23 protein-coding genes are annotated in these 23,212 nt (G+C 68.2%); 8 read left to right on the forward strand and 15 right to left on the reverse strand.

Annotated features, from left to right (window positions below; translation table 11 throughout):
- Positions 1–51: 51 nt before the first annotated feature.
- From L2A60_RS02555 to L2A60_RS02565, 3 genes are read left to right on the forward strand one after another with little or no spacing between them, the layout of a single operon-like run.
- On the forward strand, positions 52–864 hold the full coding sequence (locus L2A60_RS02555; protein WP_235702804.1) for a 23S rRNA (adenine(2030)-N(6))-methyltransferase RlmJ: 813 nt from the start codon (positions 52–54) through the stop codon (positions 862–864).
- A complete protein-coding gene (locus L2A60_RS02560; RefSeq protein WP_235702805.1) occupies positions 857–1,828 on the forward strand; it encodes an NAD(P)H-dependent glycerol-3-phosphate dehydrogenase in 972 nt (323 codons plus the stop codon). The genes L2A60_RS02555 and L2A60_RS02560 overlap by 8 nt, the downstream gene beginning before the upstream one ends.
- 9 nt (positions 1,829–1,837) lie before the next feature.
- Positions 1,838–2,467 carry a LysE family translocator gene (locus L2A60_RS02565; RefSeq protein ID WP_235702806.1) on the forward strand — a complete coding sequence of 210 codons (630 nt, stop codon included), beginning with the start codon at positions 1,838–1,840 and terminating at the stop codon, positions 2,465–2,467.
- A 21-nt stretch (positions 2,468–2,488) separates the two neighbouring features.
- On the opposite strand, the gene L2A60_RS02570 is transcribed toward L2A60_RS02565, so the two are convergent.
- Both L2A60_RS02570 and L2A60_RS02575 read right to left on the reverse strand, forming a co-directional pair.
- Positions 2,489–3,196 (reverse strand): haloacid dehalogenase type II, encoded by a 708-nt coding sequence (locus L2A60_RS02570; protein WP_235702807.1) that lies wholly within the window; start codon positions 3,194–3,196, stop codon positions 2,489–2,491.
- 4 nt (positions 3,197–3,200) lie between these two features.
- On the reverse strand, positions 3,201–3,431 hold the full coding sequence (locus tag L2A60_RS02575; RefSeq protein WP_235702808.1) for a twin transmembrane helix small protein: 231 nt from the start codon (positions 3,429–3,431) through the stop codon (positions 3,201–3,203).
- Positions 3,432–3,486: 55 nt separating this feature from the next.
- Here L2A60_RS02575 and L2A60_RS02580 point away from each other — a divergent pair, with 55 nt between their 5' ends.
- Both L2A60_RS02580 and L2A60_RS02585 read left to right on the forward strand, forming a co-directional pair.
- Positions 3,487–5,859: a mechanosensitive ion channel domain-containing protein gene (locus tag L2A60_RS02580; RefSeq protein WP_235702809.1), complete on the forward strand. Its 2,373-nt coding sequence runs from the start codon at positions 3,487–3,489 to the stop codon at positions 5,857–5,859.
- 54 nt (positions 5,860–5,913) lie between these two features.
- Positions 5,914–6,639 (forward strand): 2OG-Fe dioxygenase family protein, encoded by a 726-nt coding sequence (locus L2A60_RS02585; RefSeq protein ID WP_235702810.1) that lies wholly within the window; start codon positions 5,914–5,916, stop codon positions 6,637–6,639.
- A gap of 3 nt (positions 6,640–6,642) precedes the next feature.
- On the opposite strand, the gene L2A60_RS02590 is transcribed toward L2A60_RS02585, so the two are convergent.
- Positions 6,643–7,479: a class I SAM-dependent methyltransferase gene (locus L2A60_RS02590; protein WP_235702811.1), complete on the reverse strand. Its 837-nt coding sequence runs from the start codon at positions 7,477–7,479 to the stop codon at positions 6,643–6,645.
- On the reverse strand, positions 7,476–8,402 hold the full coding sequence (locus L2A60_RS02595) for a ferritin-like domain-containing protein (RefSeq protein ID WP_235702812.1): 927 nt from the start codon (positions 8,400–8,402) through the stop codon (positions 7,476–7,478). Before L2A60_RS02595 ends, L2A60_RS02590 begins: the two co-directional genes overlap by 4 nt.
- Positions 8,403–8,500: 98 nt before the next feature.
- Between L2A60_RS02595 and L2A60_RS02600 the strand changes: the two genes are divergently transcribed.
- Positions 8,501–9,670, forward strand: a complete 1,170-nt coding sequence (locus L2A60_RS02600) for an amidase (protein ID WP_235702813.1) — start codon at positions 8,501–8,503, stop codon at positions 9,668–9,670.
- On the opposite strand, the gene L2A60_RS02605 is transcribed toward L2A60_RS02600, so the two are convergent.
- Both L2A60_RS02605 and L2A60_RS02610 read right to left on the reverse strand, forming a co-directional pair.
- Positions 9,657–10,634 carry an MBL fold metallo-hydrolase gene (locus L2A60_RS02605; RefSeq protein WP_235702814.1) on the reverse strand — a complete coding sequence of 326 codons (978 nt, stop codon included), beginning with the start codon at positions 10,632–10,634 and terminating at the stop codon, positions 9,657–9,659. The genes L2A60_RS02600 and L2A60_RS02605 overlap by 14 nt on opposite strands.
- A 3-nt stretch (positions 10,635–10,637) precedes the next feature.
- On the reverse strand, positions 10,638–11,420 hold the full coding sequence (locus L2A60_RS02610; protein ID WP_235702815.1) for an SDR family oxidoreductase: 783 nt from the start codon (positions 11,418–11,420) through the stop codon (positions 10,638–10,640).
- A 140-nt stretch (positions 11,421–11,560) separates the two neighbouring features.
- On the opposite strand from L2A60_RS02610, the gene L2A60_RS02615 reads away from it, so the two are divergent.
- Positions 11,561–12,766, forward strand: coding sequence for a CaiB/BaiF CoA transferase family protein (locus tag L2A60_RS02615; protein WP_235702816.1), 1,206 nt, complete (start codon positions 11,561–11,563; stop codon positions 12,764–12,766).
- Positions 12,767–12,819: 53 nt separating this feature from the next.
- On the opposite strand, the gene L2A60_RS02620 is transcribed toward L2A60_RS02615, so the two are convergent.
- The 6 genes from L2A60_RS02620 to L2A60_RS02645 form a co-directional block, all read right to left on the reverse strand.
- Positions 12,820–13,647: an energy transducer TonB gene (locus tag L2A60_RS02620; RefSeq protein WP_235702817.1), complete on the reverse strand. Its 828-nt coding sequence runs from the start codon at positions 13,645–13,647 to the stop codon at positions 12,820–12,822.
- Positions 13,648–13,690: 43 nt separating this feature from the next.
- Complete coding sequence (locus L2A60_RS02625) at positions 13,691–14,215, reverse strand: glycine zipper family protein (protein WP_235702818.1); 525 nt, start codon at positions 14,213–14,215, stop codon at positions 13,691–13,693.
- A 240-nt stretch (positions 14,216–14,455) separates the two neighbouring features.
- Positions 14,456–15,595, reverse strand: a complete 1,140-nt coding sequence (gene dnaJ, locus L2A60_RS02630) for a molecular chaperone DnaJ (protein WP_235702819.1) — start codon at positions 15,593–15,595, stop codon at positions 14,456–14,458.
- Positions 15,596–15,746: 151 nt separating this feature from the next.
- A complete protein-coding gene (gene dnaK / locus L2A60_RS02635; protein WP_235702820.1) occupies positions 15,747–17,678 on the reverse strand; it encodes a molecular chaperone DnaK in 1,932 nt (643 codons plus the stop codon).
- Between the two features lie 194 nt (positions 17,679–17,872).
- Entirely contained in the window at positions 17,873–18,469 is a 597-nt protein-coding gene (locus L2A60_RS02640; RefSeq protein WP_235702821.1) for a nucleotide exchange factor GrpE, read from the reverse strand.
- Positions 18,470–18,507: 38 nt separating this feature from the next.
- The gene (locus L2A60_RS02645; protein ID WP_235702822.1) at positions 18,508–20,667 is read right to left on the reverse strand and encodes a glycosyltransferase; all 2,160 of its coding nucleotides are present in this window, start codon (positions 20,665–20,667) and stop codon (positions 18,508–18,510) included.
- Positions 20,668–20,782: 115 nt separating this feature from the next.
- Here L2A60_RS02645 and L2A60_RS02650 point away from each other — a divergent pair, with 115 nt between their 5' ends.
- Positions 20,783–21,160: a hypothetical protein gene (locus L2A60_RS02650; RefSeq protein ID WP_235702823.1), complete on the forward strand. Its 378-nt coding sequence runs from the start codon at positions 20,783–20,785 to the stop codon at positions 21,158–21,160.
- Here L2A60_RS02650 and L2A60_RS02655 read toward each other — a convergent pair.
- Genes L2A60_RS02655 through L2A60_RS02665 form a run of 3 tightly spaced genes read right to left on the reverse strand, consistent with a single transcriptional unit; the run spans position 21,147 to position 23,181 of the window.
- Positions 21,147–21,911, reverse strand: a complete 765-nt coding sequence (locus L2A60_RS02655; RefSeq protein WP_235702824.1) for an SDR family oxidoreductase — start codon at positions 21,909–21,911, stop codon at positions 21,147–21,149. The genes L2A60_RS02650 and L2A60_RS02655 overlap by 14 nt on opposite strands.
- Entirely contained in the window at positions 21,908–22,663 is a 756-nt protein-coding gene (locus tag L2A60_RS02660; RefSeq protein WP_235702825.1) for a class I SAM-dependent methyltransferase, read from the reverse strand. Before L2A60_RS02660 ends, L2A60_RS02655 begins: the two co-directional genes overlap by 4 nt.
- 2 nt (positions 22,664–22,665) lie before the next feature.
- Positions 22,666–23,181: a hypothetical protein gene (locus tag L2A60_RS02665; RefSeq protein ID WP_235702826.1), complete on the reverse strand. Its 516-nt coding sequence runs from the start codon at positions 23,179–23,181 to the stop codon at positions 22,666–22,668.
- Positions 23,182–23,212: the final 31 nt, after the last annotated feature.

Consider the following 23,212-nt stretch of genomic DNA (forward strand, 5'->3'; position numbering starts at 1 on the left):
CGCCGTCAAATACTGGCGCCGCCGCGCGCGCTTCATTATCAGCGATGACCGATGAACTACCGTCACGCCTATCACGCCGGCAACGAAGCCGATTGCGTCAAGCACGCGCTGCTGATGCTGCTGCTGCGCGCGCTGATGCGCAAGAACAAGCCCCTGTTCGTGCTCGACACCCATGCCGGCACCGGCGCCTACGATCCCGCGAGCATCGAGGCGGCAAAAACCGGCGAATGGCGCCAGGGAATCGGCCGCCTGCTGGAGGCGAACCCGCCCGAGCTTGCCGATTATCTCGATCTGGTACGCGGACTCGGCCTGTATCCCGGCTCGCCCGCCCTCGCCCGCGCCATCCTGCGGCCCAGCGACCGGCTGGCCTTGTGCGAATTGCACCCGGAGGACGCGGCCCTGCTCAAACGCCGGTTTCGCACCGATCCGATGGTCCAGGTGCATCGCCGGGACGGCTATGAAGCGCTGGGCGCGCTGTTGCCGCCGCCGGAACGGCGCGCGCTCATCCTGATCGACCCGCCCTATGAACGCCCCGACGAATTCGCAACCCTCGCCGCCGCACTCGGCGCGGCACGGCAAAAATTCCCTTCCGGCGTGTTCGCCGCCTGGTATCCGGTGAAGCACCGCGCGCCGGTGCGCGATTTCCTCGCCGATCTCGCCGCACACCGCATCCCTGATATGATCGCCTGCGAATTGCTGCTCCGCCCGCCGCTCGACCCGGCGCGGCTCAACGGGTCCGGGCTACTGATCGTCAATCCGCCCTACGGATTCGAGGCCGAAGCGGTGCCGGTCCTGTCAGCGCTCCGCGCAACCCTCGCCGATGCGGACGGCGACGCCACCATCACGAGGCTCACCGATGAGTGACAGACCGGACATCGCCGTCATCGGCACCGGCGCCTGGGGCACCGCGCTGGCCGTGCTCTATGCCGGGCTCGGGCGGCGCACCGTGCTGGTCGCGCGCGACGCGGCTCGCGCCGAATTTCTGCTCCGAACCCGAACCAACCCGCGCCTGCCCGGCGTTCTGCTCCCCGAATCCCTCATGATCGGCGATGTGCCACCCGATGCCGCGATCACCCTGCTCTGCCCGCCGTTCCAGCATCTGCGCGAAACCCTTGCGCGTCTTCCTCAAGGCGACACGCCACTGGTGCTGTGCAGCAAGGGCGTGGAACGGAAAACCGGGCGTCTCGGCCCGGAAATCACCGCCGAATCGGCGCCCCACCGCGCGTCCGCCCTGCTCACCGGCCCGAATTTCGCCCATGAAATCGCCGCCGGTCTGCCCGCCGCCTCGGTGCTCGCGACCGAAGATGCCGCGCTGCGCCGGACACTGATCGAAGCCCTCGCGACGCCCAAAATCCGGCTTTACGGCAGTGCTGACATCATCGGCGCCGCACTCGGCGGGGCGGCGAAGAACGTCATCGCCATCGCGGCGGGCACCGTGATCGGCGCCGGACTCGGCGAGAATGCCCGCGCCGCGCTGATCACGCGGGGCCTCGCGGAAATCGCCCGACTCGCCATGGCGATCGGCGGCGCGGCGGAAACCGTCGCCGGCCTCGCCGGGCTGGGAGACCTGATCCTCACCGCGACCGGCGGGGCGAGCCGGAACTATCGCGCCGGACTGGCGCTCGGTCGCGGCGCGCTGGAGGCGGACCCGGATGCCGGGGTGATCGAGGGCATCGCCACCGCGCCGGCCTTGCTCGCCCGCGCGCGCGATACGGGCTGCGACATGCCGGTGACCGGGGCGGTGTGCGATCTGCTGTCCGGCCGCGCGACCCTGGCCGACAGCATGGCGCGCCTGCTCCGTCGTGACCTGAAAGACGAAACCGGGTAAAGAGCGACGATGAGCCTCACCGCCTGGATCGCCTTCACCCTGGCCTATACGCTGATGGCGGTCGCACCTGGGCCGGTTATTCTGCTCGTGGTGTCCTATGCGATCGCCCACGGGCGGCGCACCGCCCTGGCCGTCGTCACCGCCACGGTTCTGGGCGATGCGACCTGCCTCGCCGCCGCGGTCTTCGGCGTTGGCGCTCTGCTCGCCGCGTCGGCGACCGCCTTCACCATTCTGAAATTCACGGGCGCCGCCTATCTGGTCTTTCTCGGCGTGAAATTATGGCGGGCGCCGCCGGTCCCGGCGGTCGCGGAGCCCGGCGCGCCGCAGCGTTCGCTCGGCCGGGTGTTCGTCCATGCCTATCTGACCACCGTGCTGAACCCGAAATCGGTCCTGTTCTTCATGGTGTTCGTGCCGCAGTTCATGGCGCCGCGCGCCCCGCTGCTACCCCAGCTCGCGGCGATGGAGGCGAGCGTCCTGCTGTGCGGCGTGATGGTCGATGGCAGCTATTCCACCTTCGCCACCAATCTGCGGCGCTTCATCCGCGCCCCGAAAGCACGGCGGGCGGTGAACCGGCTGACCGGCGGAACCCTGGTCGCCGAAGGCGTCCTCACCGCCTTCTGGCGCAGCGTGGCGCTGTAGAGCCCCCCTGCCGGTTTGAATTCAGGCGCCCAACCGCGCCGCCAGGTCCTCGACCGAGCGCGCCACCAGCGTCCAGTCGCCGGTGGGCCGCGCCCGATCGCCGGTCGCGGTCCCGTGCTCGGCCGGACGGCTGATGAAGCCGGTGCGCAGCCCGCAGCTTTCCGCCGCCGCCAGATCGTCGTTATGCGCCGCCGCCAGCATCACCTCGTGCGGCGCCAGGCCGAGGAAATCGCAGGCACCGAGATAGACATCGGCATCCGGCTTGTAGTGGCGGAACAAATCCGCGCCGAACGTGACATCCCAAGGAAATCCGTTGCGCTTGGCGAGCGCGACCTGCAGCGCCAGGTGCCCGTTCGACAGCGGCCCGATGATCGCGATGCGCTTGATCCGTGCGAGCCCGGCAACCACGTCCGACCACGGGCTGAGCCGGTGCCAGAGCTTCACGAGGTGGTCGCACTCGTCGTCGTCGAGCGGCGCGAATCCGTGCCGGCGCGCCAGTTCCACCAGCGCGTCGCGGTGCAGATCGTCCAATATGGTCCAGGGAATCGCGCCGCGCCGCACCCGGTCCATCGCAGGGCGATAGGCGCGCCGCCAGCCATCGGCGACCTCCGCCCAGTCGGCGGCGATGCCGCGCGACGCCCCGAAAGCGGACAACCCGGCGATGACGCTGCCGCGCCAATCGACCAGCGTGCCGAACACGTCGAACAGCACCGCGCGCGGAGTGGTCATGGGCTTAGCGGCTGGACAGGAGCAGAATGACGACCAGCGCGATCGCGACTGCCTGTAACCCGACGCGCCAGCGCATCAGCCGGTTCTGCCGGCGCGGGTCGGCCCCGGTGGTCATGCCGAGCGCGCCGGTCAGCAGCACGGCCACCACGGCGATCATGTCGAGTCCGAGAAGAATGATCAGAAAATCGCGCATCCCCCGCATATAGAGGCACCGCACCGGCTCGGGTAGGGGCATCGGACCGGAGACGGCGCGCGGTTGACATCCCGCACCGGGGCGTTTTCACAGAACCATGCGCCCGATCCGCCGGTTTCTCCCTTTCGTGGCTTTCGCCATCCTCGTCCTCGGCGCGGCCTCGTCCGGCCATGCCGCCACCAATCCGCTGGCGGGCCTGATCCCCGGCGCCGCCACCGCGCAAACCGCGAAACAAGCCGCGAAACCGGCCTCACCCGCCCCGCTCGATACCGCGCAGATCGACGCGGCGGTGGCCGCCCTCAAGAACCCCCAGCAGCGCAATGCCCTGATCGCGACGCTGGAGGCGATGAAAACCGCCGCCGCCCACGCCAAGGCCGCCAAACCGCTCGGCGCCGGACTCGGCTTCGTCCAGGCCACCGAGGAAAAGATCGAACTCGTGCTGACCGATCTCGGCGGCGCGCTGCGGACGGCGACCAACATATCGCTGGTCTGGCACTGGCTGGTCTTCGTCGCGACGGATGCGTGGCTGCGCCAGACCGTGATCCGCGCGGCGTGGCGCCTCGCCGTGGTGCTGGCGACCGCGCTGGCCGGCGAATATCTCGCGATTTTCCTCCTGCGCCGCCCGCGCGCGGCGATATTGCGCCGCGCCGCACTGGCGCGCACCCGGCCGGGGATCAGCCCGGATGCGGCCGGCATCGAAGCCGCCGAAGCCGGCGAGACCGAGAAACTGCCACGCCGCCGCTCGATCCGGCGCTGGTTCCGCCGCCTGCCTTACGCGATCGGCCATTTCCTGCTGAGCTTGGCGCCCATCCTGGTCTTCGCGCTGATCGGCTTCCTCTGGGTCACCGGCGGCTTCGCGAACGAACGGGTCGCGAAGCTGGTGATCCTCGCGGTGGTGAACGCCTATCTGGTCTGCCGGCTGGTGCTCGAAGCGGCGCGCCTGCTGCTCGCCCCCGGCGCGCGCCAGATCCGGCTGATCCGCACCACCGACCGGCGGGCCGACTGGCTGGTGCGCTGGCTGCGCCGGCTGATCGGCACCATCGCGTTCGGCTATGCCGCGATCGCGACCGGCGGGCTGTTCGGCCTGTATCACGCGGCGAGCCTAGTGCTGGTGAAGCTGGTTTCGCTCGCCGTCCATGTCATGCTGGCGATCATGGTGCTGCAGGCGCGCCGTCCGATCGCCGCGATGATCCGGGGCGACGGGCACGGCAGCGGCTTCCTGGCGGCGCTGCGCGCCGGGCTCGCGCGCACCTGGCATATTTTCGCCCTGTTCTACATCGTCGCCCTCTGGATCGCCTGGGCGATCGGCGTGCCCAACGCCTTCCTCATCATGCTGCGCATCATGGCGGTGTTCATCGTGGTCACCGCCATCGCCCGCGTCCTTGCCACCTGGCTAGGCCACGGACTCGAAACCCTGTTCGACGAAAGCGCCGCATGGCGCGCGCACTATCCCGCGCTGTACGCACGCGGGCGGATGTACATGCCGGTGTTCAAGCTGATCGCCCGCGCGGTGCTCGGCGTGGCGGCGAGTCTGGTCATCCTGCAATTCTGGGGGCTCGGCGTGCTGGCCTGGCTCGCCGGCACCCATATCGGCCGCAGCGTCGTCTCGGCGGCGATCACCATCGGGCTCGCGGCATTCATCGCCCTGATCGTCTGGGAAGCCGCGAGCGCGGGCATGGAAGGCCATGCCGAACGGCTGATCCACCAGGGCAGGCCGGGCCGCGCCACGCGCTACCGCACGCTGCTGCCGATGCTGCGTTCGACCCTCCTGGTCATCATTCTCGTGGTCGCCGCCCTGGTGGTGCTGAGCGCCGTCGGGGTCAACGTCACCCTGCTGCTCGGCGGGCTGTCGATCTTCGGCCTCGCGATCGGCTTCGGCTCGCAGAAACTGGTGCAGGACATCATCACCGGCCTGTTCCTGCTGCTGGAGGACGCGATGCAGGTCGGCGACTGGGTGACGCTCGGCGGCATCGCCGGCACGGTGGAAAAACTCTCGATCCGCACCATCCGCCTGCGCGGCGGCGACGGCTCGCTGAACATCATCCCGTTCAGCTCGGTCACCACCGTCACCAACGCCTCGCGCGATTTCGGCTACGCGCCGATCACGATCGGCGTCGGCTATCGCGAGGATATCGACCGGGTGCAGGCGGTGATCCGCGAGATTTTCGACACCATGCGCGCCGAACCCGAATGGGCGGCACAGATCAGCAACGACCTGGAGCTGTGGGGACTCGACCAGTTCGGCGCGTCGTCGGTGAATATCGTCGGGCGGATCAAAACCCCGGCGGGCAAGCAATATGCGGTGCGCCGCGAGTTCAACCGAAGGGTGAAAATCCGCTTCGATGCCGAAAATATCGAAATGCCCTACAACTACCAGAAGATCACCATCGACCCCGCCGAATTCCGCGCCGCGTTCGGCAGGCCGAAGCCCGCCGACGGCGGCGCGCAGCCGGGCGAGGCGAATACCTGACTCACGCATGCGGCACGGTTCAATCGGCGCGAAACGATGCTATTGAGGACGCCAATGGACGCAGTCACCAAACGGCACGACGTGGCACTTCAACTGACCGAGGACGGCTTCGCCTTCCTCGAAGGCGCACAGCTCGACGCGATGCTGCCCGCCGAGGCGATCGCGCCCGAAGCCTGGAACGATTTCGCCGCGAGCTGGGACGGAATGCCGCTCGACACCTACATGGCCGATGGCGGACGCTACCGCAGGCGGCGCTTCGGCGTGTTCAGCGCGGTGCCGCACCACACGATCCGCCGCGCGCCGCATCAGCCGCACTACCAGGACCGCGACTACAACACGCTGAACGGCGGCATCGAGCGCTGGTTCGAACCGATCGACGCGCGGATTGCCGAGGGGCTGAGCTTCCAGGCGCTGCTCGGCTTCACCCGCTCGCTGTTCGAGGAACGCGCCGGCAGCATCGCCTGGCATATCGAGGCACATCAGTTCCGCATCGAAACCGGGCCGGACGGTGCCGGCCTGCCGACGCCGGAGGGGATGCACCGCGACGGGGTGGATTACGTCCTGGTGCTGATGGTGCGCCGCTCGAACATCGAGCAGGGCACCACCACGATCCACGATCTTGAGGGCCGCCCGCTGGGCAGCTTCACCCTGACCCGCCCGCGCGACGCCGCCCTGGTCGACGACCGGATGGTGTTCCACGGCGTCACCCCGGTCGTGCCGCTCGACCCCGTGCAACCCGCCTTCCGCGACGTTCTGGTGCTCACCTACCGCCGCGCCTGAAAATCATCCGCCCCGCCGCGCCATGATCACATGCACGGTCGCGCGCAGGCAGGCGTTGGGGTCGGCGTAACCGGGAAGTGCTGCGCGGAACGCGGCGCGCAGCTCGGCCCTGGTCGCGGCGTCGGCGGCCTTTTCGTCGAGCAGCCTGCCGGCCGGTCCCATGAACGCCGCGATCTCCGCCTCGTCGTCGAGCGAGCGGCCCAGAATGGTCGCCGGCTCGGCGGTCACCGAAATCGCGGCGAAGCCGGCCCGGCGCAGGATATCCTCGACATAGGCCGGATCGTCGAAGGCGAGCGGCCCAGGCGCGTGCGGCGGGCGCGGCCTGCCGGCGGCCAGCCGGCCGATCGCGATGGCGAGCGGAATCGCCCAATGCGGATTGGCGTCGAGCGGCGCCCAGGCGACGCAGCAGAGCCGCCCGCCCGGCCTGAGCGAAGCATGCAGATGGGCGAAGGCGGCAGCCGGGTCTTCGAAAAACATCACGCCGAAACGCGACGCGATGAGGTCGAACGACGTACCGAAATCGGCAGTGGCGGCATCCGCCTCGATCAGCGTCACGTTCTCCCGCCCCGCCAGCCGCGTGCGCGCTGCGTCCAGCATCGGTCGCGAGACATCGGCGGCGGTGACATGTCCCCGCTCGCCCACCAGCGCCGCGAGCCGTGCCGTGGTCGCGCCGGTGCCGCAGCCCACCTCCAGCACCGTCTCGCCGCGCTGCGGCGATGCGCGCTCGAGGAGCAGGGTTTCGATCGCGGCGAGCCGCGCCTCCATCGCTTCCTGCATGCGAATCCATTTCGGACCCGCGACCTCGTTCCAATAGGCGATCTGCCTGTCGTTGCCGCTCACGCGGTTTGCGCCACGCCGCGCCGCCGCTTCGGCATGAAGCGCAGTGCGGCGCGCACCAAAGTCGGCATGGTGGCCGGCCGCAGCAGCCGCGCATCATAGCCGGCAAACCGCCGGTCGTTCTCCTCGAGGCAGATGCGCATCAGCTCGGTCACGCCGATATCCTCCGCGCTGACCGATTTGCTGCCGCTCACCGTGAAATTATTGTCCTGCTTCTTGGCCTTGCCGTCGTCCATGCCGCGCGCGATGCCGATCCGCTCCCAGCCGAGGAACACCCACACCGCGGCGACCCGGAGTTCGAACCATACCCGCTTCCACCACGGCATGGTCGCGCGGTGCCAGGCGACCCAGTTGGCGAACAGCAGGATATGGCGGCATTCCTCCTGCATCACCGGCTCGAAGGTCTCCACCAGCTCGGCTGGAAAGAATCCCGACCGCTTGGCCAGCTCGAACAGGCCGAACGCGAAGAAACTGTCGATGCACTCGGAATAGCCGGTGACCATATAGGCCCATTCCGGGTCGCGCGGCTCGCGGTATTCCGGCTCGGGCTCAAGCGGAATCCCGTAGGCGGCGACGAGATGCGACAGCACCTCCTTGTGCCGGTTTTCCTCCCAGCCGTTCAGCGCGATGGTCTCGCGCATGTCGGGATCGGCGATGGTCCGCGCATAGGCCGCCATGCGCAGCCGCGCCTTGCCCTCTGTCTGCACCGCGATGTCCCAGATCGGCAGCGACGTCACCTTGTCCTGGGTCTCGGGGTCGAGCTTCGGCCATTCGATGACCGAGGGCTTATAGGGATTGAAGGTCTCGTGGAACATCCGGCAGACCGCGCGCTTATGCGCCTCCGACCCCGGCTTCAGCGGCCCGGTCTCGGGGCTGATCCAGTGCCGCGCGGCGCGGTCGGCGGCTTCGATCGTGGCTGCATCCATCGGTGGCCTGTCCTCGTTCTGTACCCGATATGTAGGTGCGATTTTAAGGCCGGGAGCCGGCGGTTCAAGATCGCGCATAACTCTGTTACTCTTCGCCGATGAATCGCACACCCCTCCTCGCCGAAGACCCCGACCTCGGAATCGTCAAACGCCTCGATCTTCCCGGCAATCCGTCCGCCCCCCTGGCCGGGCTCGATGTCGTGGTCAAGGACCTGTTCGATATCGCGGGCGAGGAAACCAGCTTCGGCAACCCCGACTGGGCGCGCCGCCACGGCCCCGCCCTCACCCATGCCTGGGTCGTCGCCCGGCTGCTCGATGCCGGCGCGCGAATCACCGCCAAGACCACCACGGTCGAGCTCGCCTTCGGGCTGGAGGGCCGCAACATCCATTACGGCACGCCGGTCAACCCCAAGGCACCCGACCGTCTGCCCGGCGGATCGTCCTGCGGGTCGGCCGCGATGGTCGCGGCGGGGCTCGCCCATGCCGGCATCGGCTCGGATACCGGCGGCTCGGTGCGCATCCCGGCGAGCTATTGCGGGATTTACGGGCTCAGGCCGAGCTTTGGGGCGATCAGCCTGTCCGGCGCCGCCGCCCTGTCCCCCAGCTTCGACACCGCGGGCTGGTTCGCCCGCGACGCCGCGACCATGCTACGCGTCGGCCGCGCGCTCCTGCCGTCCTCGCCGCCTCTGTCGGGCACGTTTCTCCGCGTTGGCCCGGCCTGGGACAATGCCGACGCGGCGGTCCGCGCGGCGCTGGAACCCGTTGCCGCGCAACTCGGCCCGATGCCCGATATCGACCCCGCGCCGGAAGGGCTCGATTCGCTGTTCGCCGCCCAGCGCGCGGTGCGCGACCGCGAAACCTGGTTGGCGCTCGGCGGCTTCATCGAAAAGGTGAAACCGACTCTCGACCCGATCACCGCGGCGCGCTGCGCCGCCACGAAACGGGCGAGCGCCGAAGCCGCCGAGGCCGGGCTCGCCATCCGCCGAACCTTCACCGCGCGGATGGCGGCCCTGCTCGAGGGCGGCGCGGTGCTGGTTCTGCCCACCTCACCCTGCCCGGCGCCGATGCGCGACGCCGATCAGCCGAGCCTCGACATTATCCGCACCCGCACCATTCGCGTCGGCATCATCTCGGCCTTCGCCGGCCTGCCGGAACTGACCATCCCGGTGGCGACGGTCGATGGTGCGCCGGTCGGCCTTTCGCTGATCGCCGGGCGCGGCCGCGATATCGCACTCCTGGAGCTTGCCGCGACCCTCAACCTCGCCTGAGATCGAACAGCCGGGTTTCACCGAAATCGAGGGTGACGAACCGCGCTGCATCGAGCCCGGCCGCCTCGCGCGCGGCGGCCAGATCGATCAGCGGGGCGTCGATCGCCTCGTCGGTGAGCTGGAACGTGCCGAAATGCATCCCCACCGCCTGTCTCGCGCCCAATTCCCGGAACGCCTGCACCGCGTCGGCGGGGTTCAGATGCACATTGCCCATGAACCAGCGCGGCTCATAGGCGCCGATCGGCAGCAGCGACAGATCGGGCGCACCCAGCCGTTCGCGGATCGCCCGGAAATAGCCGGTATAGCCGCTATCGCCCGCGATATAGACCGACTCCTCGCCATGCCGGATGAAAAACCCACCCCACAGCGTGGTGTTGCGGTCGAACGGGGTGCGCGCGGCGAAATGCCGCGCCGGGGTGAAGGTGATTTCCGCGCCGCCCCAGGCGATCATCTGCCACCAATCCAATTCCGTCACCGGCCCCAGCCCCTTGCGCTCCAGCCAGCCCCGATTGCCCAGTGGGGCGAAAATCGGCACCGCGCCGAACCGTTGGCTTATCGCCCGCAGGCCTGGGATGTCGCAATGATCGTAGTGGTTGTGCGATAGCAGGATCGCATCGGGCTTCGGCAGCGCGGCGATCGTCTGGCCCGGTGCCCGCGCCCGCTTCGGCCCGGCGAATTGCACCGGCGAGCACCGCTCGGAAAACACCGGATCGATCAGCAGCGTGAGGCCATCCTGCCGGAGCAGAAAGCTGGAATGGCCGATAAAGGTCAGCGCGGCATGCCCTGCCGGAACCTCGCCCGAGGGTGGGGCGTAACCTCGGTTCGCCACGTGATCCGGCCATTTGGCGCGACCGTTTCGCCGCATCATCCAGCGCAGCAGCGGAACCCGCCCTGCTCTTCGCCGCACGCCCTCGGGATTGAAGAACCGCGTGCCGTCGCAATGGTCGGAAATCGGAAAGCGCAAGACTCAGCCGAACGCCGCGTTGAACGCGCCGCCGTCGAGCAGCAGGTTCTGCCCCACGATGAAGCCGGACTGCGCCGCGCACAGAAAAGCGCAGGCATCGCCGAACTCCTCGGGCGCGCCGACCCGTCCGGCCGGATTCGTCTTCGCCCGCAGCGCGATTTCCTCCTCCGCGCTGCGCCCCGCCGTCCGCGCCGCCTCCTGCGCGTTGTCGCGCAGCCGGTCTGTCAGGAACGGGCCGGGAAGAATGTTGTTGATCGTCACGTTGTGCCGCGCCACCTGCCGCGCCAGCCCGGCGACGAATCCGGTCAGCCCGGCCCGCGCGCCGTTCGACAGGCCGAGCATCGGGATCGGCGATTTCACCGCCGCCGAGGTGATGTTCACGATCCGCCCGAAGCGCCGCGCGATCATGCCGTCGATCGTGGCACGGATCAGCGCGATCGGGGTAAGCATGTTCGCTTGCAGCGCCGCCTGCCAGTCGGCATCGGAAAAATTGCGGAAATCCCCCGCCGGCGGTCCGCCCGCGTTGGTGATCAGAATGTCGGGATCGGGACACAGGCTCAACGCCGCCGCGCGTCCCGCCTCGGTGGTGATATCCCCCGCCGCGATCGACACTTTTGCTCCGGTCGCCGCCGCGATCTGCACCGCGGTCTCGGCCAGCGCCGTCTCGCCGCGCGCGGTGATCACGACATCCACACCCTCGCGCGCCAGGGCGAACGCCGCCGCCCGTCCCAGCCCCTTGCTCGCCGCGCACACGATCGCCCGCCTGCCCCGCAACCCCAGATCCATGGTTCTGCTCCGCTCCACGCCTTGTCGATTCGGGCGCCCCCTTCGTTGCGCTTCCGGCGACCCGACGGATCGCCGGAAGCTTGCGCAACTCCGCCCGCTAATCCATGCATATCATCACATCGGCAGGAGACGAAAATCGCATGAGCCAGCGCGCATTATCCGGCCTCAAGGTGATCGACCTGACGCGGGTTCTCGGCGGCCCGTATTGCACCACGATCCTGGCCGATCACGGCGCCGAGGTGATCAAGATCGAGCCGCCCCAGGGCGACGAGGTGCGCGAATGGGGACCGCCCTTCCTCGATCGGGGCGAGGGTGTGCGCGACGCCAGCTACTATCTCGGCGCCAATCGCGGCAAGCGGGCGATGAGCCTCGATCTCGCCCAGGAATCCGGCCGCGCGGTGCTGCTCCGCCTGCTCGACGGCGCGGACGTGCTGGTCGAGAATTTCAAACCCGGCAGCCTTGAAAAATGGGGCATCGGCTATGAGACGCTCGGCGCGACATTTCCCGGCCTGATCCATTGCCGGGTGTCCGGCTTCGGCGCCGACGGCCCGCTCGGCGGCCTGCCCGGCTACGATGCGGTGGTGCAGGCGATGACCGGGCTGATGACCATCAACGGCGATCCTTCGAGCGGTCCGGTCCGCATGGGCACCCCGATCGTCGATCTCGGCACCGGGCTCTATGCCGCCATCGGCATATTGATGGCGCTGCACGAACGCGCCCGCTCCGGCCTCGGCCAGTTCATCGACATGACCCTGCACGACACCGCGCTCGCGCTGCTGCACCCGGCTGGGGCGAATTACCTGCTGTCCGGCAAGCGCCCGGCTGCCACCGGCAATGCCCATCCCAATATCGCGCCCTACGAAACCTTCGCCACCGCGACCTGCGACATCTTCATCGCCGCCGGCAATGACGGCCAGTTCCGCAAACTCTGCACGCTGCTGGACCGCCCGGACATTGCCGCCGATCCGCGCTTCGTCTCCAATTCCGACCGGCTCGCCCACCGTGCGGCGCTGAAATCCACCCTCGAATCCGCCCTCGCAAGCCATGACGGCGCGACGCTGGCGATCACCCTGATCCGCGCCGGGGTTCCAGCCGGCGCGGTCCGGCCGGTCGATGCCGCGCTCGAAAGCCCGCACGCCGCGCATCGCGCCATGGTCGCCGATCTCGACGGGGTGAAAACCCTCGGCACGCCGATCAAATTCTCCCGCACGCCGGGCGGCCCGGCCGCACCGCCGCCGCGCTTCGCCCAGGATCAGGACGCGATCCTCGCCGAACACGGGTTTTCGCCCGAAGAGATCGCGGCACTCGAAGCCGAAGGCGCGATCCGCCGCACCAGGCGTTCCTGAACAGACAGAACGTCATCGCGAGCCGAAGGCAAGCGATCCATCCTTGGGCATCCCTATCGGATCAGGATAAAATGCATCGTCGCGATGACGCGCTCGCTCTTCGCCGTCGAACCCGGCGGGAAGCGCGGCACGCGGACGCCGCGAAACAGCCCGTACCACGCCATATCCAGCAGCGGCGCACCCGAGCTGCGCAGAAGCCGCAGATCGATCACTTTCCCGTCGGGCAGCACGGTGAAGCTGATCGTCACCTTGCCGTCCTCGCCGTTTTCGGCGGCCGCTTTCGGGTAATATTTATGCTCGTTCACCCATTTGTTGAACGCGCTCTCCCAATCCGGCCCTGCATTCCCTTTGAAGGTGAGCTCGGGCGCCCGGCGCAGCAGATCCGACTGTGACGGGGCAAGATTGAGCGCACCCGGCGCGTGGTTGAGCACTGTCGTCGGATGCCGGCCGAACGACATTCCGTTCATCACCAGGAAACGCTGCTTCGGCGCGGACGGCGCATGGTGCGGCACAGCTTTGTGCTTCGGCGGCGCCGCCGGGACCGCCTGCTTCGGCAGATTGAACGGGATCGGCGCGGGCGAGGCGAGATTGACCTCGGATTGCGGGTTGGCCGGTCGCGGCGGCGGCGGGGGGGGTGGCGGAAGCTGCGCCAGTTCGGGCGGCCCGCGCCGTGCCGCTTTCGGTGCCGCGTTATGCAAGGCGCTATGCGGCAGGCCGGTATTCTGAAACACGACGGCGATGCCGGATTGCGGCATCGGCGGAATCAGCTTCTGCCGGTGCACCGCGTAGAGAAGCAGCAGAATGATCGCCGCGTGGAGAGCGAGCGAAACCGGCAGCGGAATCGTCCAGTCATCCCCCCGGTACCGCCGTCGCCGCCGCATCTGCGGCGCGCCGCCAAGGTTGCGCCCGGCGGCAGGGGTGGGATCAGTAACCCGGATACGCGTAATAGCCGGGCGGCGCGTAAGGCGGCGCGCCATAGCCATAGGAAGACCCGGAACCACCCGCATAGCCTTCCATCTTGTTGCCATGGCCTACCATACATTGCGCATAGGCCACGTTATACTGCGCCTGCAGCGAATCCGCGGCACCCTGGGCATTGCCGCCGGCGGCGGCGCTGCCGAGCAGCAGACCCGAACCCGCGCCGATCGCCGCCCCCGCGCCGGCATTGCCGCCCGCAGCCCCGAGCAGCGCGCCTGCCGCCGCCCCGAGCAGCGTGCCGCCGATCGCGGTGTTGGTCGAATTCTGGCTGGCCGCATAGGCCGGTCCGCCATTGCCGGTGCGCTGCGACGCATAATACCGGCAGTAATTGTCGTCCTGCCGAAACTGGCTGAAGGGTATGCCCTGCCCCGGCATGGCGACGACCGTGGGTGAGGTCGGCGGCGCCACCGTGCACCCGGCAAGGCCGAGGATCACCGCGCCGGCAGCGGCAACAGACAGAACTGGCTTCATCGTGAGAGTCCCGGAGCTGGAAAACATGAACCGCAGTTTGGCGCAAAATCCGCAAAACGCAACGCCTTGTCATACTTCGTAAAAATCAGACCCCCACACCGTCATCGCGAGACGCGCAGCTCGCACCTGTCATCGCGAGACGCGAAGCGTCGAAGCGTCGAAGCGATCCATCTAAAAGCCCATCCGCCGCCCTGGATGGCTTCGCTGCGCTCGCCATGACGGTTTCGAGCCATCGTCCCGTCACAACCCCTCGAAAAACTCCCGCACCTTGGTGAAAAACCCGTCATGCTCCGGGCTGGCGGAGGCGCTGCCGCCGCCCTCGCGCTCGAACTCCTCGAGCAGTTCGCGCTGCCGGCGGGTCAGGCTCTGCGGCGTCTCCACCGCGACCTGGATATACATGTCGCCGCGCTGCGCGCTGCGCAGCACCGAAAACCCCTTGTTGCGCAGCCTGAACTGATCGCCGGTCTGCGTCCCGGCGGGGATTTTCACCCGCGCCCGCGAGCCGTCGATCGCCGGAACCTCGATTTCGCCGCCCAGTGCCGCCTGGGCCATGCGCAGCGGCACCCGGCAGAAAATATTCGCTCCGTCGCGCTGGAAGATCGGATGCGGCCGGATCGCGACATGCACGTAAAGGTCGCCGGGCGGCGCCCCGCGCCCGCCGGCTTCGCCCTCGCCAGACAGGCGGATGCGCGTACCATCCTCCACCCCGGCGGGAATCGTGACCGAAAGCGTCCGCTCGCGCGGCACGGTGCCGGCGCCGCCGCACACCCGGCACGGATTGCGGATGCTCCGCCCCGCGCCGCCGCAGGTGGGACAGGTCCGCTCGACCACGAAAAATCCCTGCTGCGCACGCACCCGCCCCGCGCCGTTACAGGTCGGGCAGGTATCCGCCGCCGCCTGCTTGTCGGCCGAGCCGGTGCCGCTGCAGGCATCGCACGCAACCCGCGTCGGCACTCGCACATCCGCCTTGGTTCCGGCGAAGGCCTGGGTCAGCTCGATCTCGACCCCGGCGCGGATATCCGCACCCCCGCGTTCGGATCGGCCGCCACGCCGCCCGCCCATCGCCTCGCCGAACATCTGCTCGAAAATATCGCCGATGCCACCTTCGAAGCCGAAGCCGCCGAACCCGCCGCCGGAGCCCGGCCCGCCGTTTTCGAACGCGGCGTGGCCGAAACGGTCATAGGCAGCGCGCTTCTGCTCGTCCTTCAGGACGTCATAAGCTTCGTTGACGTCCTTGAATTTCTGCTCGGCGGCCTTGTCGCCCGGATTGCGGTCCGGGTGATATTGCATCGCCAGCTTGCGATAGGCTTTCTTCAACTCGTCCGCCGCGGCGCCGCGCTTCACGCCGAGCAGGTCGTAATAATCGGTCTTGGCCATCATCCTGGCTCAGTCTCGGGAAGTGTCGAAACAAGAATATCCCGGACCGCATACGGTCCGGGATACAGGTCGGCGAGTGATCTGCTTATCCCCGAAGTTCATGCAGGGAACTTCAGGGGCAGGACACCGGGCATTCATCACGGACGCGCCGCGATCACGCCGATTTCTTCTTCTCGTCGACTTCCTCGAACTCGGCATCGACCACTTTTTCACCGGGTTTGGCCTGCTCGCCGCCCGGCTCACCGCCGGCCGATGGACCGCCAGCCTGCGCTCCCGCATCGGCCTGTGCCTTGTACATCGCCTCGCCGATCCGCATGGCGACCTGGGTGAGCCGCTCGGTCGCCGACTTGATCGCCTCGATCTCGCCCGCTTCAAGCGCCGAGCGCGCCGCCGCGATCGCGGCTTCGGCCTCGCCCTTGTCCTGAGCCGAGACCTTGCCTTCGCTTTCCTTCAGCGTCTTCTCGGTCTGATGGACCAGGCTGTCCGCCTGATTGCGGGCATCGACCAGCTCGCGCTTGGCCTTGTCGGCCGCCGCATTCGCCTCGGCGTCCTTGACCATCCGCTCGATATCGGTGTCCGACAGGCCCCCCGAGGCCTGGATGCGGATCTGCTGCTCCTTGCCGGTCGCCTTATCCTTGGCGGACACCGAGACGATGCCGTTCGCGTCGATATCGAACGTCACCTCGATCTGCGGCACCCCGCGCGGCGCCGCCGGCAGGCCCATCAGGTCGAACTGGCCCAGCATCTTGTTGTCGGCGGCCATCTCGCGCTCGCCCTGGAACACCTTGATGGTCACCGCCGTCTGGTTGTCGTCGGCGGTCGAGAAGGTCTGGCTCTTCTTGGTCGGGATCGTGGTGTTGCGGTCGATCAGCCGGGTGAACACGCCGCCCAGCGTCTCGATCCCGAGCGACAGCGGCGTCACGTCGAGCAGCAGCACGTCCTTGACGTCGCCCTTGAGCACCGCGCCCTGGATCGCGGCACCGATCGCCACCACCTCGTCCGGGTTGACGTTGCGCGCCGGCTCGCGGCCGAAGAACTGCTTCACCGCCTCGATCACCTTGGGCATCCGGGTCATGCCGCCGACCAGGATCACCTCGTCGATCTCGCCCGCCGTCACCCCGGCATCCTTCAGCGCCGCGCGGCACGGCCCGAGGGTGCGCTCGATCAAATCATCGACCAGGGATTCCAGCTTCGCCCGCGTCAGCTTCATCACCATGTGCTTCGGCCCGGAGGCGTCGGCGGTGATGAACGGCAGGTTGATCTCGGTCTCCTTCGACGAGGACAGTTCGATCTTCGCCTTCTCGGCGGCTTCCTTGAGCCGCTGGAGCGCCAATTTGTCCTTGCGCAGGTCGATGCCCTGCTCGCGCTGGAATTCCGCCGCCAGATAATCGATCACCCGCTGGTCGAAATCCTCGCCGCCGAGGAAGGTATCGCCATTGGTCGATTTCACCTCGAACACGCCGTCGCCCAGTTCGAGCACCGAAATGTCGAAGGTGCCGCCACCAAGGTCATAGACCGCGACGGTGCCGGCCTGTTTCTTGTCCATGCCATAGGCAAGGGCAGCGGCGGTCGGCTCGTTGATGATACGCAGCACGTCGAGTCCGGCGATCTTGCCGGCATCCTTCGTCGCCTGCCGCTGGGCGTCGTTGAAGTAGGCGGGAACCGTGATCACAGCCTGGGTGACGGTCTCGCCCAGATACGCCTCGGCGGTCTCCTTCATCTTGGTCAGGATGTACGAACTGACCTGCGATGGCGCATAGCGCTGGCCGCGCGCCTCGACCCAGGCATCGCCATTGTCGCCGCGCACGATCGCATAGGGCACCAGCCCCTTGTCCTTCTCGACCGTCGGGTCGTCGTAGCGCCGGCCGATCAGGCGCTTGACCGCATACAGCGTGTTGGTCGGGTTGGTGACCGCCTGCCGCTTGGCCGACTGGCCGATCAGCCGTTCGCCGTTATCGGCGAAGGCGACCATCGACGGCGTGGTGCGCGCGCCCTCGCTGTTTTCGATCACGCGGACATCCTTGCCCTCCATGATCGCGACGCATGAATTGGTGGTTCCGAGGTCGATACCGATGACCTTGCTCATTGAAACTCTCCTTTCAGCGGGCATGCCGGACCCGAAGCATCGGGCAGGCCCCTTGTTTCACGGTGATAGATGTATTGAACCGACCCCCTGGGCACAAGGGCCGGTCCGATTTTCGCCTCGCGAAATTAGCGCGGCAGGGTTCAGGGTGTGTACCCAATGGCGGCGTGAGCCGCCATTGGGTACACACCCTAATTTCATGCTTCGATGTCCAGAGGCTTATCCGCCGGCGCCTTGGCGACCACCACCATTGCCGGCTTGAGCAGCCTGCCGTTCAGCGTCCAGGTGCGGCTCCAGGCCTGCAGCACGGTGCCGGGCGGCGCATCCGCACTTTCCTGCTCGGCCATCGCCTGATGCTTGTTGGCGTCGAACGCGGCGCCCGCCGGCTCCTCGGCCTTGATGCCGTGGCGTTCCAGCATCGCGAGGAAGCTGCGCTCCACCCCTTCGAACCCTTCCCGCAGCTTGCCGATCAGCTTCGGCTCGCCGGCCTCGGGTGCCGGCAGCGCTTCGAGGCCCCGGCGCAGATTTTCCGCCGTCTCGGCCACGTCGCCGGCGAATTTCTGCACGGCGTAGAGCCGCGCCTCCTCCACCTCGCGGCGGGTGCGCGCGCGCAGATTCTCCATCTCCGCCTGCGCGCGAATCCATTTGTCGCGCAGTTCGGCGGTCTCGGCTTCGAGTTTCGCGATCCGCTCCTGTGCCGCGGCGAGCAGATCGGTCTCGGATTCCGGCGCCGCTTCGTCGGCTTCGGCTCCGGTGGCGATCTCGGGTTCGGTTTTCAGCGTATCGTCGGTCATGGCGGGGAATTAGGATAGGCTCGCGCCGGGCACAAGTCTCAACTAAGCACCGCCTCGATCAGCAACGACGCATAGCGGCCCATCCCGCGCCGATCCAGGAAATCCGCCCGCGCCTCCGCAATTCCGGCACGGTCCTGCTCCAGCGCCCGGCCGATCGCCGTGGCGATCGTTCCGGCATCGGCATCGTCGGGCACCACCCGCACATAACCCGGCGGTTCGATCGCCTCGGCGAGCGTCGCGGCCGCGACCGATGGAATCCCCGCCGCGATCGCGTCCATCAGCGCCCCGGAAATGCTGCCCGGCGGCGCGCGGCGGAGCTGCACCGCGACATCGGCGGCGGCGAGATAGTCGCGATAGACCGGCTCCGGCACCTGATCCGCGTCGATCGCGAGATCGATGCCGAGCGATACGGCCTGCTCGCGCAGCCCCGCGATCAGAGTGGGATTCCCCGATCCGACCAGGGCGAACCGGCTGGCGTGCGCCGATCCAAGGGCGGCAAATGCTTCGATAAGCTGTTGTGGCTCCTTGTCGCCATGAATGTGCCCAAAGCTTGCGATCAGCCTCGGCTCCGGCCCGGTGCCGAGCCGTGCCCGCGCCGCCGCGCGCCCCGCCGGCGTCAGGCTCGCGGGGTCGGGCAGCCGATACGGCGCGAAAGGCAGGAAGCGCGCAGCAATCCCGTGGTGTGCCGCAATGAACTGCTGCGTCTCCCGCGCATGGACGATCAGCGGCGATGCGGCATCCGCGACCTCGCCCAGCAGGCGCACCGGCATGGCGGCCTGATCGCGGGTCCAGGCTTCGAGCTCCGCTTGAGTCACATCCCGGCCAAGCTCCGCCGCGGCGACCCCGCGTGCGCGCCCCTCGCCGAAGCACGACCGGTACAGATCGATCAGCCTGGCATCGTGCAGGATTGCCGCCGCGCCGTATTCCAGCAACAGCCGCGTTTCCGTCACATGAAACGGAGAATTGCCGAGCACGGCGATGATCGCGTCGAATTTCGGCGACCGCATGACCGGCGGATCGGCCCTGCCGCCGAACCCCACGCCGCCCGGCAGAATCGGATCGCGCGTATCGGAAAACGCGGTGATCTCGGCGCGCCGCGCAAGCTCGGCGAGCAGCGCCGCGCTGTGATCGGCGCAGCCGGATGGCGTCGGCGGCAGCGGCGACAGGAACGCGATGCGCGGCCGCGCGCCGCGCGCAACGAATGGCGGCCGCATCTCGGCAAGGGCTGCGATCGGCTCCCAGAACCGCGCCGCCACTTCATCGATGGTAAAGCGGCGCCAGACCTTGTCCTGCCGCGCCTGAACCTTCCGCCATTCGCCCTCGTCGGCGAGCAACGCGCGTGCCAGGCGGCCGAGCGCTGTGGCGTCGTCGGGCGCGAAACGATCCTCCGCCTCGGCGATCAACTCGGCCTGGGCCGGCTCGGCGGCGGCGAGAACCGGCGTGCCCTGCGCCATCGCCTCGACGATCGGCAGCGAGAACCCCTCGGCGCGCGACGGTGCGATCACCAGCCGCGCTTGCACATAGACTCCGGCGAGTTCGGCATCGGTCAACCTCGGCGCAAAGCGCAACGCATCGGCAGAACCACCCGCCGCTTCGTGCAGTGCCGCAAGTCGCGCGCGCGTCGCCGCATCGTGAATCCCGATGAAGAAGAGCGGTGCGCCGATCCCCGCGCACACCACGAGTTCCGGGTTCTTGCGCGGATCGTCGCCGGCCACCACGACGATGCCCGCGCGATCGGCGAAGCCCTGTAGCGATCTCTCGCGAATCAACCCAGGGCGCATCGCGACGCCGGTGACGTCGCTCCGCCCCACGCTCGCCGGGACCAACGCGTGCAGCCGCTTTTCGGTCGCGGCCGAAATCGGCAGAAATCGGTCATAGCGCCGCAGTGCGGCGAGCCCGGCCGCATAGTCGCGCCGCGCCCGTGATTCCCGCAAATACAGATCGGGCCAATCGAATGGGATGAAATCCAGCACCACGGCCACGCCGCGCACCGAAGCCGCACCAAGCAGACCGGCGATCCGCGCCGGCGGGAACGACATCGGCGCCGGCTGCAAAAATATGCCGCCATGCCGGGCGAATTCATACGGCGCCATGGTGACCGCCTCGCATAGCGCCGCGAAATCCGGCGCCAGCGGTGGCAATGCCGGATCGAGCAGGAACGTGACGGCGAAATCTTCCGCCTGCGGGGCCGCAAGCATGGCAGCAACGTGCTGACCAATACCCCGATGGGCGAAATCGGGATGCTGCAGGCAGCGCGAGTCAATCAAAAGTGGTATCTTTATTAGGTTTTGCACCTTATGATAGCAATTTCACATGGATTACCCCACAACCCTATCCGGCAAAATCGAAGGTGCATCGCCGCGCAGCATCGACGCGGTGCTGCGCCGGATGATCGCCGACCGGGAAGCGCTCGTCGCCGCCAGGGACGCCGAACTGGCCGCGCGCGACCACGCCATCGCCGCCCTGGAGCGCGACATCGCCACGCGCGACCAGGACATCGCCGCCAGAAACGACGCGATCAGTATGCGCGACCACGCCATTGCCGCCCTGGAGCGCGACATCGCGGCGCTGCGCCCGCAGGCCGAGCGGCTGACCCGCCTCGCGCTGGCGCTCGAATGGCGCGACGGCCCGCGCGCCCTGCTGGCCGTGCTGCCCGCGGCAAGGCTGCTCCGCCGGCTCACGCGCCGCTGAACGACACGTCGCGCTGCCGGCGCATCAGATGCTCGCCGGCATCGACCAGAAGCGTGGTGCCGGTGACCGACGGCGTCTCCAGGATGAACCGCACGGCCCGCGCGATATCCTCGGGCTCGCTGCCGCGCCGCAGCGGCGTCGTCGCGCGGCCCTGGGCGAACCGCGCCGCGCTCTGCTTCGGACCGATCATGGTCAGGCCCGGCGCGACGCCGCACACGCGGATGCGCGGCGCCAGTGCCATCGCGAGCATTTCGGTCGCCGCCGCGAGCGCCGCCTTGGACAGCGTATAGGCGAAAAAATCCGGGTTCAGATTGGCGAGTTTCTGATCGAGAATATTCACGATCACGCCGTCCCGTTCGCGGCACCGCGCCGCGAATTCCCGCGCCAGCAGCACCGGCGCGGTCAGGTTCGGCGCCATATGCGCCGCGATGCCGTCCGCCGTCACGCTCGCCGCCGAATCGAACACGAAATGCGACGCATTGTTCACCAGCACCGCAACCGGCCCGGCCAGCGCCTCGGCCCGCGCGATCAACCCCGCCGCCGCGTGCGGATCGGCGAGATCGGCATCGATGATGTGCGCGACACCCCCTCCCGCCGCGATCTCGGCGGCGAGCGCCCCGGCCTCGACCGAAGCGGTGCGATAATGGATCACCACAACCCTGCCGGTCGCCGCGACCGCGCGCACGATCGCCGCCCCGATGCGTTTCGCCCCGCCGGTGATGAGCGCCGCACCCTCCATCGCCCCGCTCATCCGAACAATGCCGCGCGCAACGCCGCCGGATCGTCGAGCAGCGCGGTGGAGCGCGGCGCCAGCTCATCGAACAGCCGGGCAGTGCCGAAATCGGCGAGATCGGCCGTCATCATGCTCTCCACCATCGCCGCGTAGCGCTCGTTCAGGCTGCGGCTGGCCGGGTCGAGCCGGGCAATCAGGATCAGCCCGGTGGGTGGCGCGTCGAACGCGATCATCGTCAGATCGGGGCGGTTGCGCTTGAGCAGCACCGGCAATTTCCACACATCCCCGGCCCACCAGCCCGGCACCACCGCCTCGGCGCGGAACTGCTCCGCCTGATCGCGATTGGTGATGCGCGGGTCGACCGGCAGGCAGTCATGCAGCACGATCACGCTGCGCGGATGGCATACCCGCTCGGTATTGGCGAAGTCGCGCAGCAGGAACTCGAACCGGTGCATCCCGTCGAGAAACGCGAGATCGACCGGACCGCCGAGAATCGCGACCGGATCGTGCCTGGCGAAAAACCCATCGCTCTCGCACTGGAAGAAATGGCATTCGGGCTTGCCGGAAAGCACGTCGAATTCCGGCTGCTGGAAATTCGGATCGACGGCGATCGACGCCGCCCGCGCCCGCGCCAGCGATTCGCCCTTCCACACCCCGATCTCGAGATACCGCGCCGGTTCGAGTGCCGCATGCAGCTTGGACAGGCAGTCGACATACTCGGCACCCGCGTGAAACGGCATCACCTCGACCCGCGGTGCCGCCTCGCTCATGGTCAGCGCGCCGCCGCGCCCAGCACGCTGTTCAGCTCGGCCTCGCTCATCTGGAATCCGACCAGCACCTGCTGATGTGCGCTGCGCGGCGCGCGCGGGAAGCTCAGCCGGATCGGCCTGGTCGTCGCCACCGCCTGATCCGCGCCGTTCCTGAAATCGAAATTCACCGGATAGACTTTCTTCGCGATGATCCGGTCGCCCTCGGTGATCGCGACGAAATAGGGCAGGGTCTGCTCGGTCAAGGTCGAGGCCGGGCCGTTGGTCGCGGCGAAGCCGATGCGGAACGTCACGCGCTCCGTCGCCTTTCCGGTCTTGGCGCAGGCGCCGGCGACCCCGGTGATCCGCGCATCGATGACCCGCGCCGCGACATCATCGGCATCCCCTTTCGCGCGCACCAGGTGGCTCGCCTGCTGCAATACCGCGACCTGCGGGCAATACAGGGTCGGCGCCTTGCTTCCGGCGCAGGCGGCGAGCCCGATCGGAGCCAGCAGAATTGCGATTCGGGCGGATCGGGTCACAGGCGTCTCCTTGTCGATTATCGAAGTCGGG

This window comes from Acidiphilium iwatense (assembly GCF_021556475.1).
Classification (GTDB): Bacteria; Pseudomonadota; Alphaproteobacteria; order Acetobacterales; family Acetobacteraceae; genus Acidiphilium; species Acidiphilium iwatense.

Excerpts from the sequence above, each read along its gene's own strand:
- L2A60_RS02655 (WP_235702824.1), bottom strand. The coding sequence starts at position 21,911 with ATGAGCGGGGCGATGGAGGGTGCGGCGCTCATCACCGGCGGGGCGAAA.
- L2A60_RS02560 (WP_235702805.1), top strand. The coding sequence starts at position 857 with ATGAGTGACAGACCGGACATCGCCGTCATCGGCACCGGCGCCTGGGGC.
- L2A60_RS02575 (WP_235702808.1), bottom strand. The coding sequence starts at position 3,431 with ATGCCCCTACCCGAGCCGGTGCGGTGCCTCTATATGCGGGGGATGCGC.
- L2A60_RS02660 (WP_235702825.1), bottom strand. The coding sequence starts at position 22,663 with ATGAGCGAGGCGGCACCGCGGGTCGAGGTGATGCCGTTTCACGCGGGT.
- L2A60_RS02580 (WP_235702809.1), top strand. The coding sequence starts at position 3,487 with ATGCGCCCGATCCGCCGGTTTCTCCCTTTCGTGGCTTTCGCCATCCTC.
- dnaK (WP_235702820.1), bottom strand. The coding sequence starts at position 17,678 with ATGAGCAAGGTCATCGGTATCGACCTCGGAACCACCAATTCATGCGTC.
- L2A60_RS02565 (WP_235702806.1), top strand. The coding sequence starts at position 1,838 with ATGAGCCTCACCGCCTGGATCGCCTTCACCCTGGCCTATACGCTGATG.
- L2A60_RS02645 (WP_235702822.1), bottom strand. The coding sequence starts at position 20,667 with ATGCTTGCGGCCCCGCAGGCGGAAGATTTCGCCGTCACGTTCCTGCTC.
- L2A60_RS02640 (WP_235702821.1), bottom strand. The coding sequence starts at position 18,469 with ATGACCGACGATACGCTGAAAACCGAACCCGAGATCGCCACCGGAGCC.
- dnaJ (WP_235702819.1), bottom strand. The coding sequence starts at position 15,595 with ATGATGGCCAAGACCGATTATTACGACCTGCTCGGCGTGAAGCGCGGC.
- L2A60_RS02650 (WP_235702823.1), top strand. The coding sequence starts at position 20,783 with ATGGATTACCCCACAACCCTATCCGGCAAAATCGAAGGTGCATCGCCG.
- L2A60_RS02615 (WP_235702816.1), top strand. The coding sequence starts at position 11,561 with ATGAGCCAGCGCGCATTATCCGGCCTCAAGGTGATCGACCTGACGCGG.
- L2A60_RS02620 (WP_235702817.1), bottom strand. The coding sequence starts at position 13,647 with ATGCGGCGGCGACGGCGGTACCGGGGGGATGACTGGACGATTCCGCTG.
- L2A60_RS02555 (WP_235702804.1), top strand. The coding sequence starts at position 52 with ATGAACTACCGTCACGCCTATCACGCCGGCAACGAAGCCGATTGCGTC.
- L2A60_RS02595 (WP_235702812.1), bottom strand. The coding sequence starts at position 8,402 with ATGGATGCAGCCACGATCGAAGCCGCCGACCGCGCCGCGCGGCACTGG.
- L2A60_RS02570 (WP_235702807.1), bottom strand. The coding sequence starts at position 3,196 with ATGACCACTCCGCGCGCGGTGCTGTTCGACGTGTTCGGCACGCTGGTC.
- L2A60_RS02610 (WP_235702815.1), bottom strand. The coding sequence starts at position 11,420 with ATGGATCTGGGGTTGCGGGGCAGGCGGGCGATCGTGTGCGCGGCGAGC.
- L2A60_RS02585 (WP_235702810.1), top strand. The coding sequence starts at position 5,914 with ATGGACGCAGTCACCAAACGGCACGACGTGGCACTTCAACTGACCGAG.
- L2A60_RS02625 (WP_235702818.1), bottom strand. The coding sequence starts at position 14,215 with ATGAAGCCAGTTCTGTCTGTTGCCGCTGCCGGCGCGGTGATCCTCGGC.
- L2A60_RS02600 (WP_235702813.1), top strand. The coding sequence starts at position 8,501 with ATGAATCGCACACCCCTCCTCGCCGAAGACCCCGACCTCGGAATCGTC.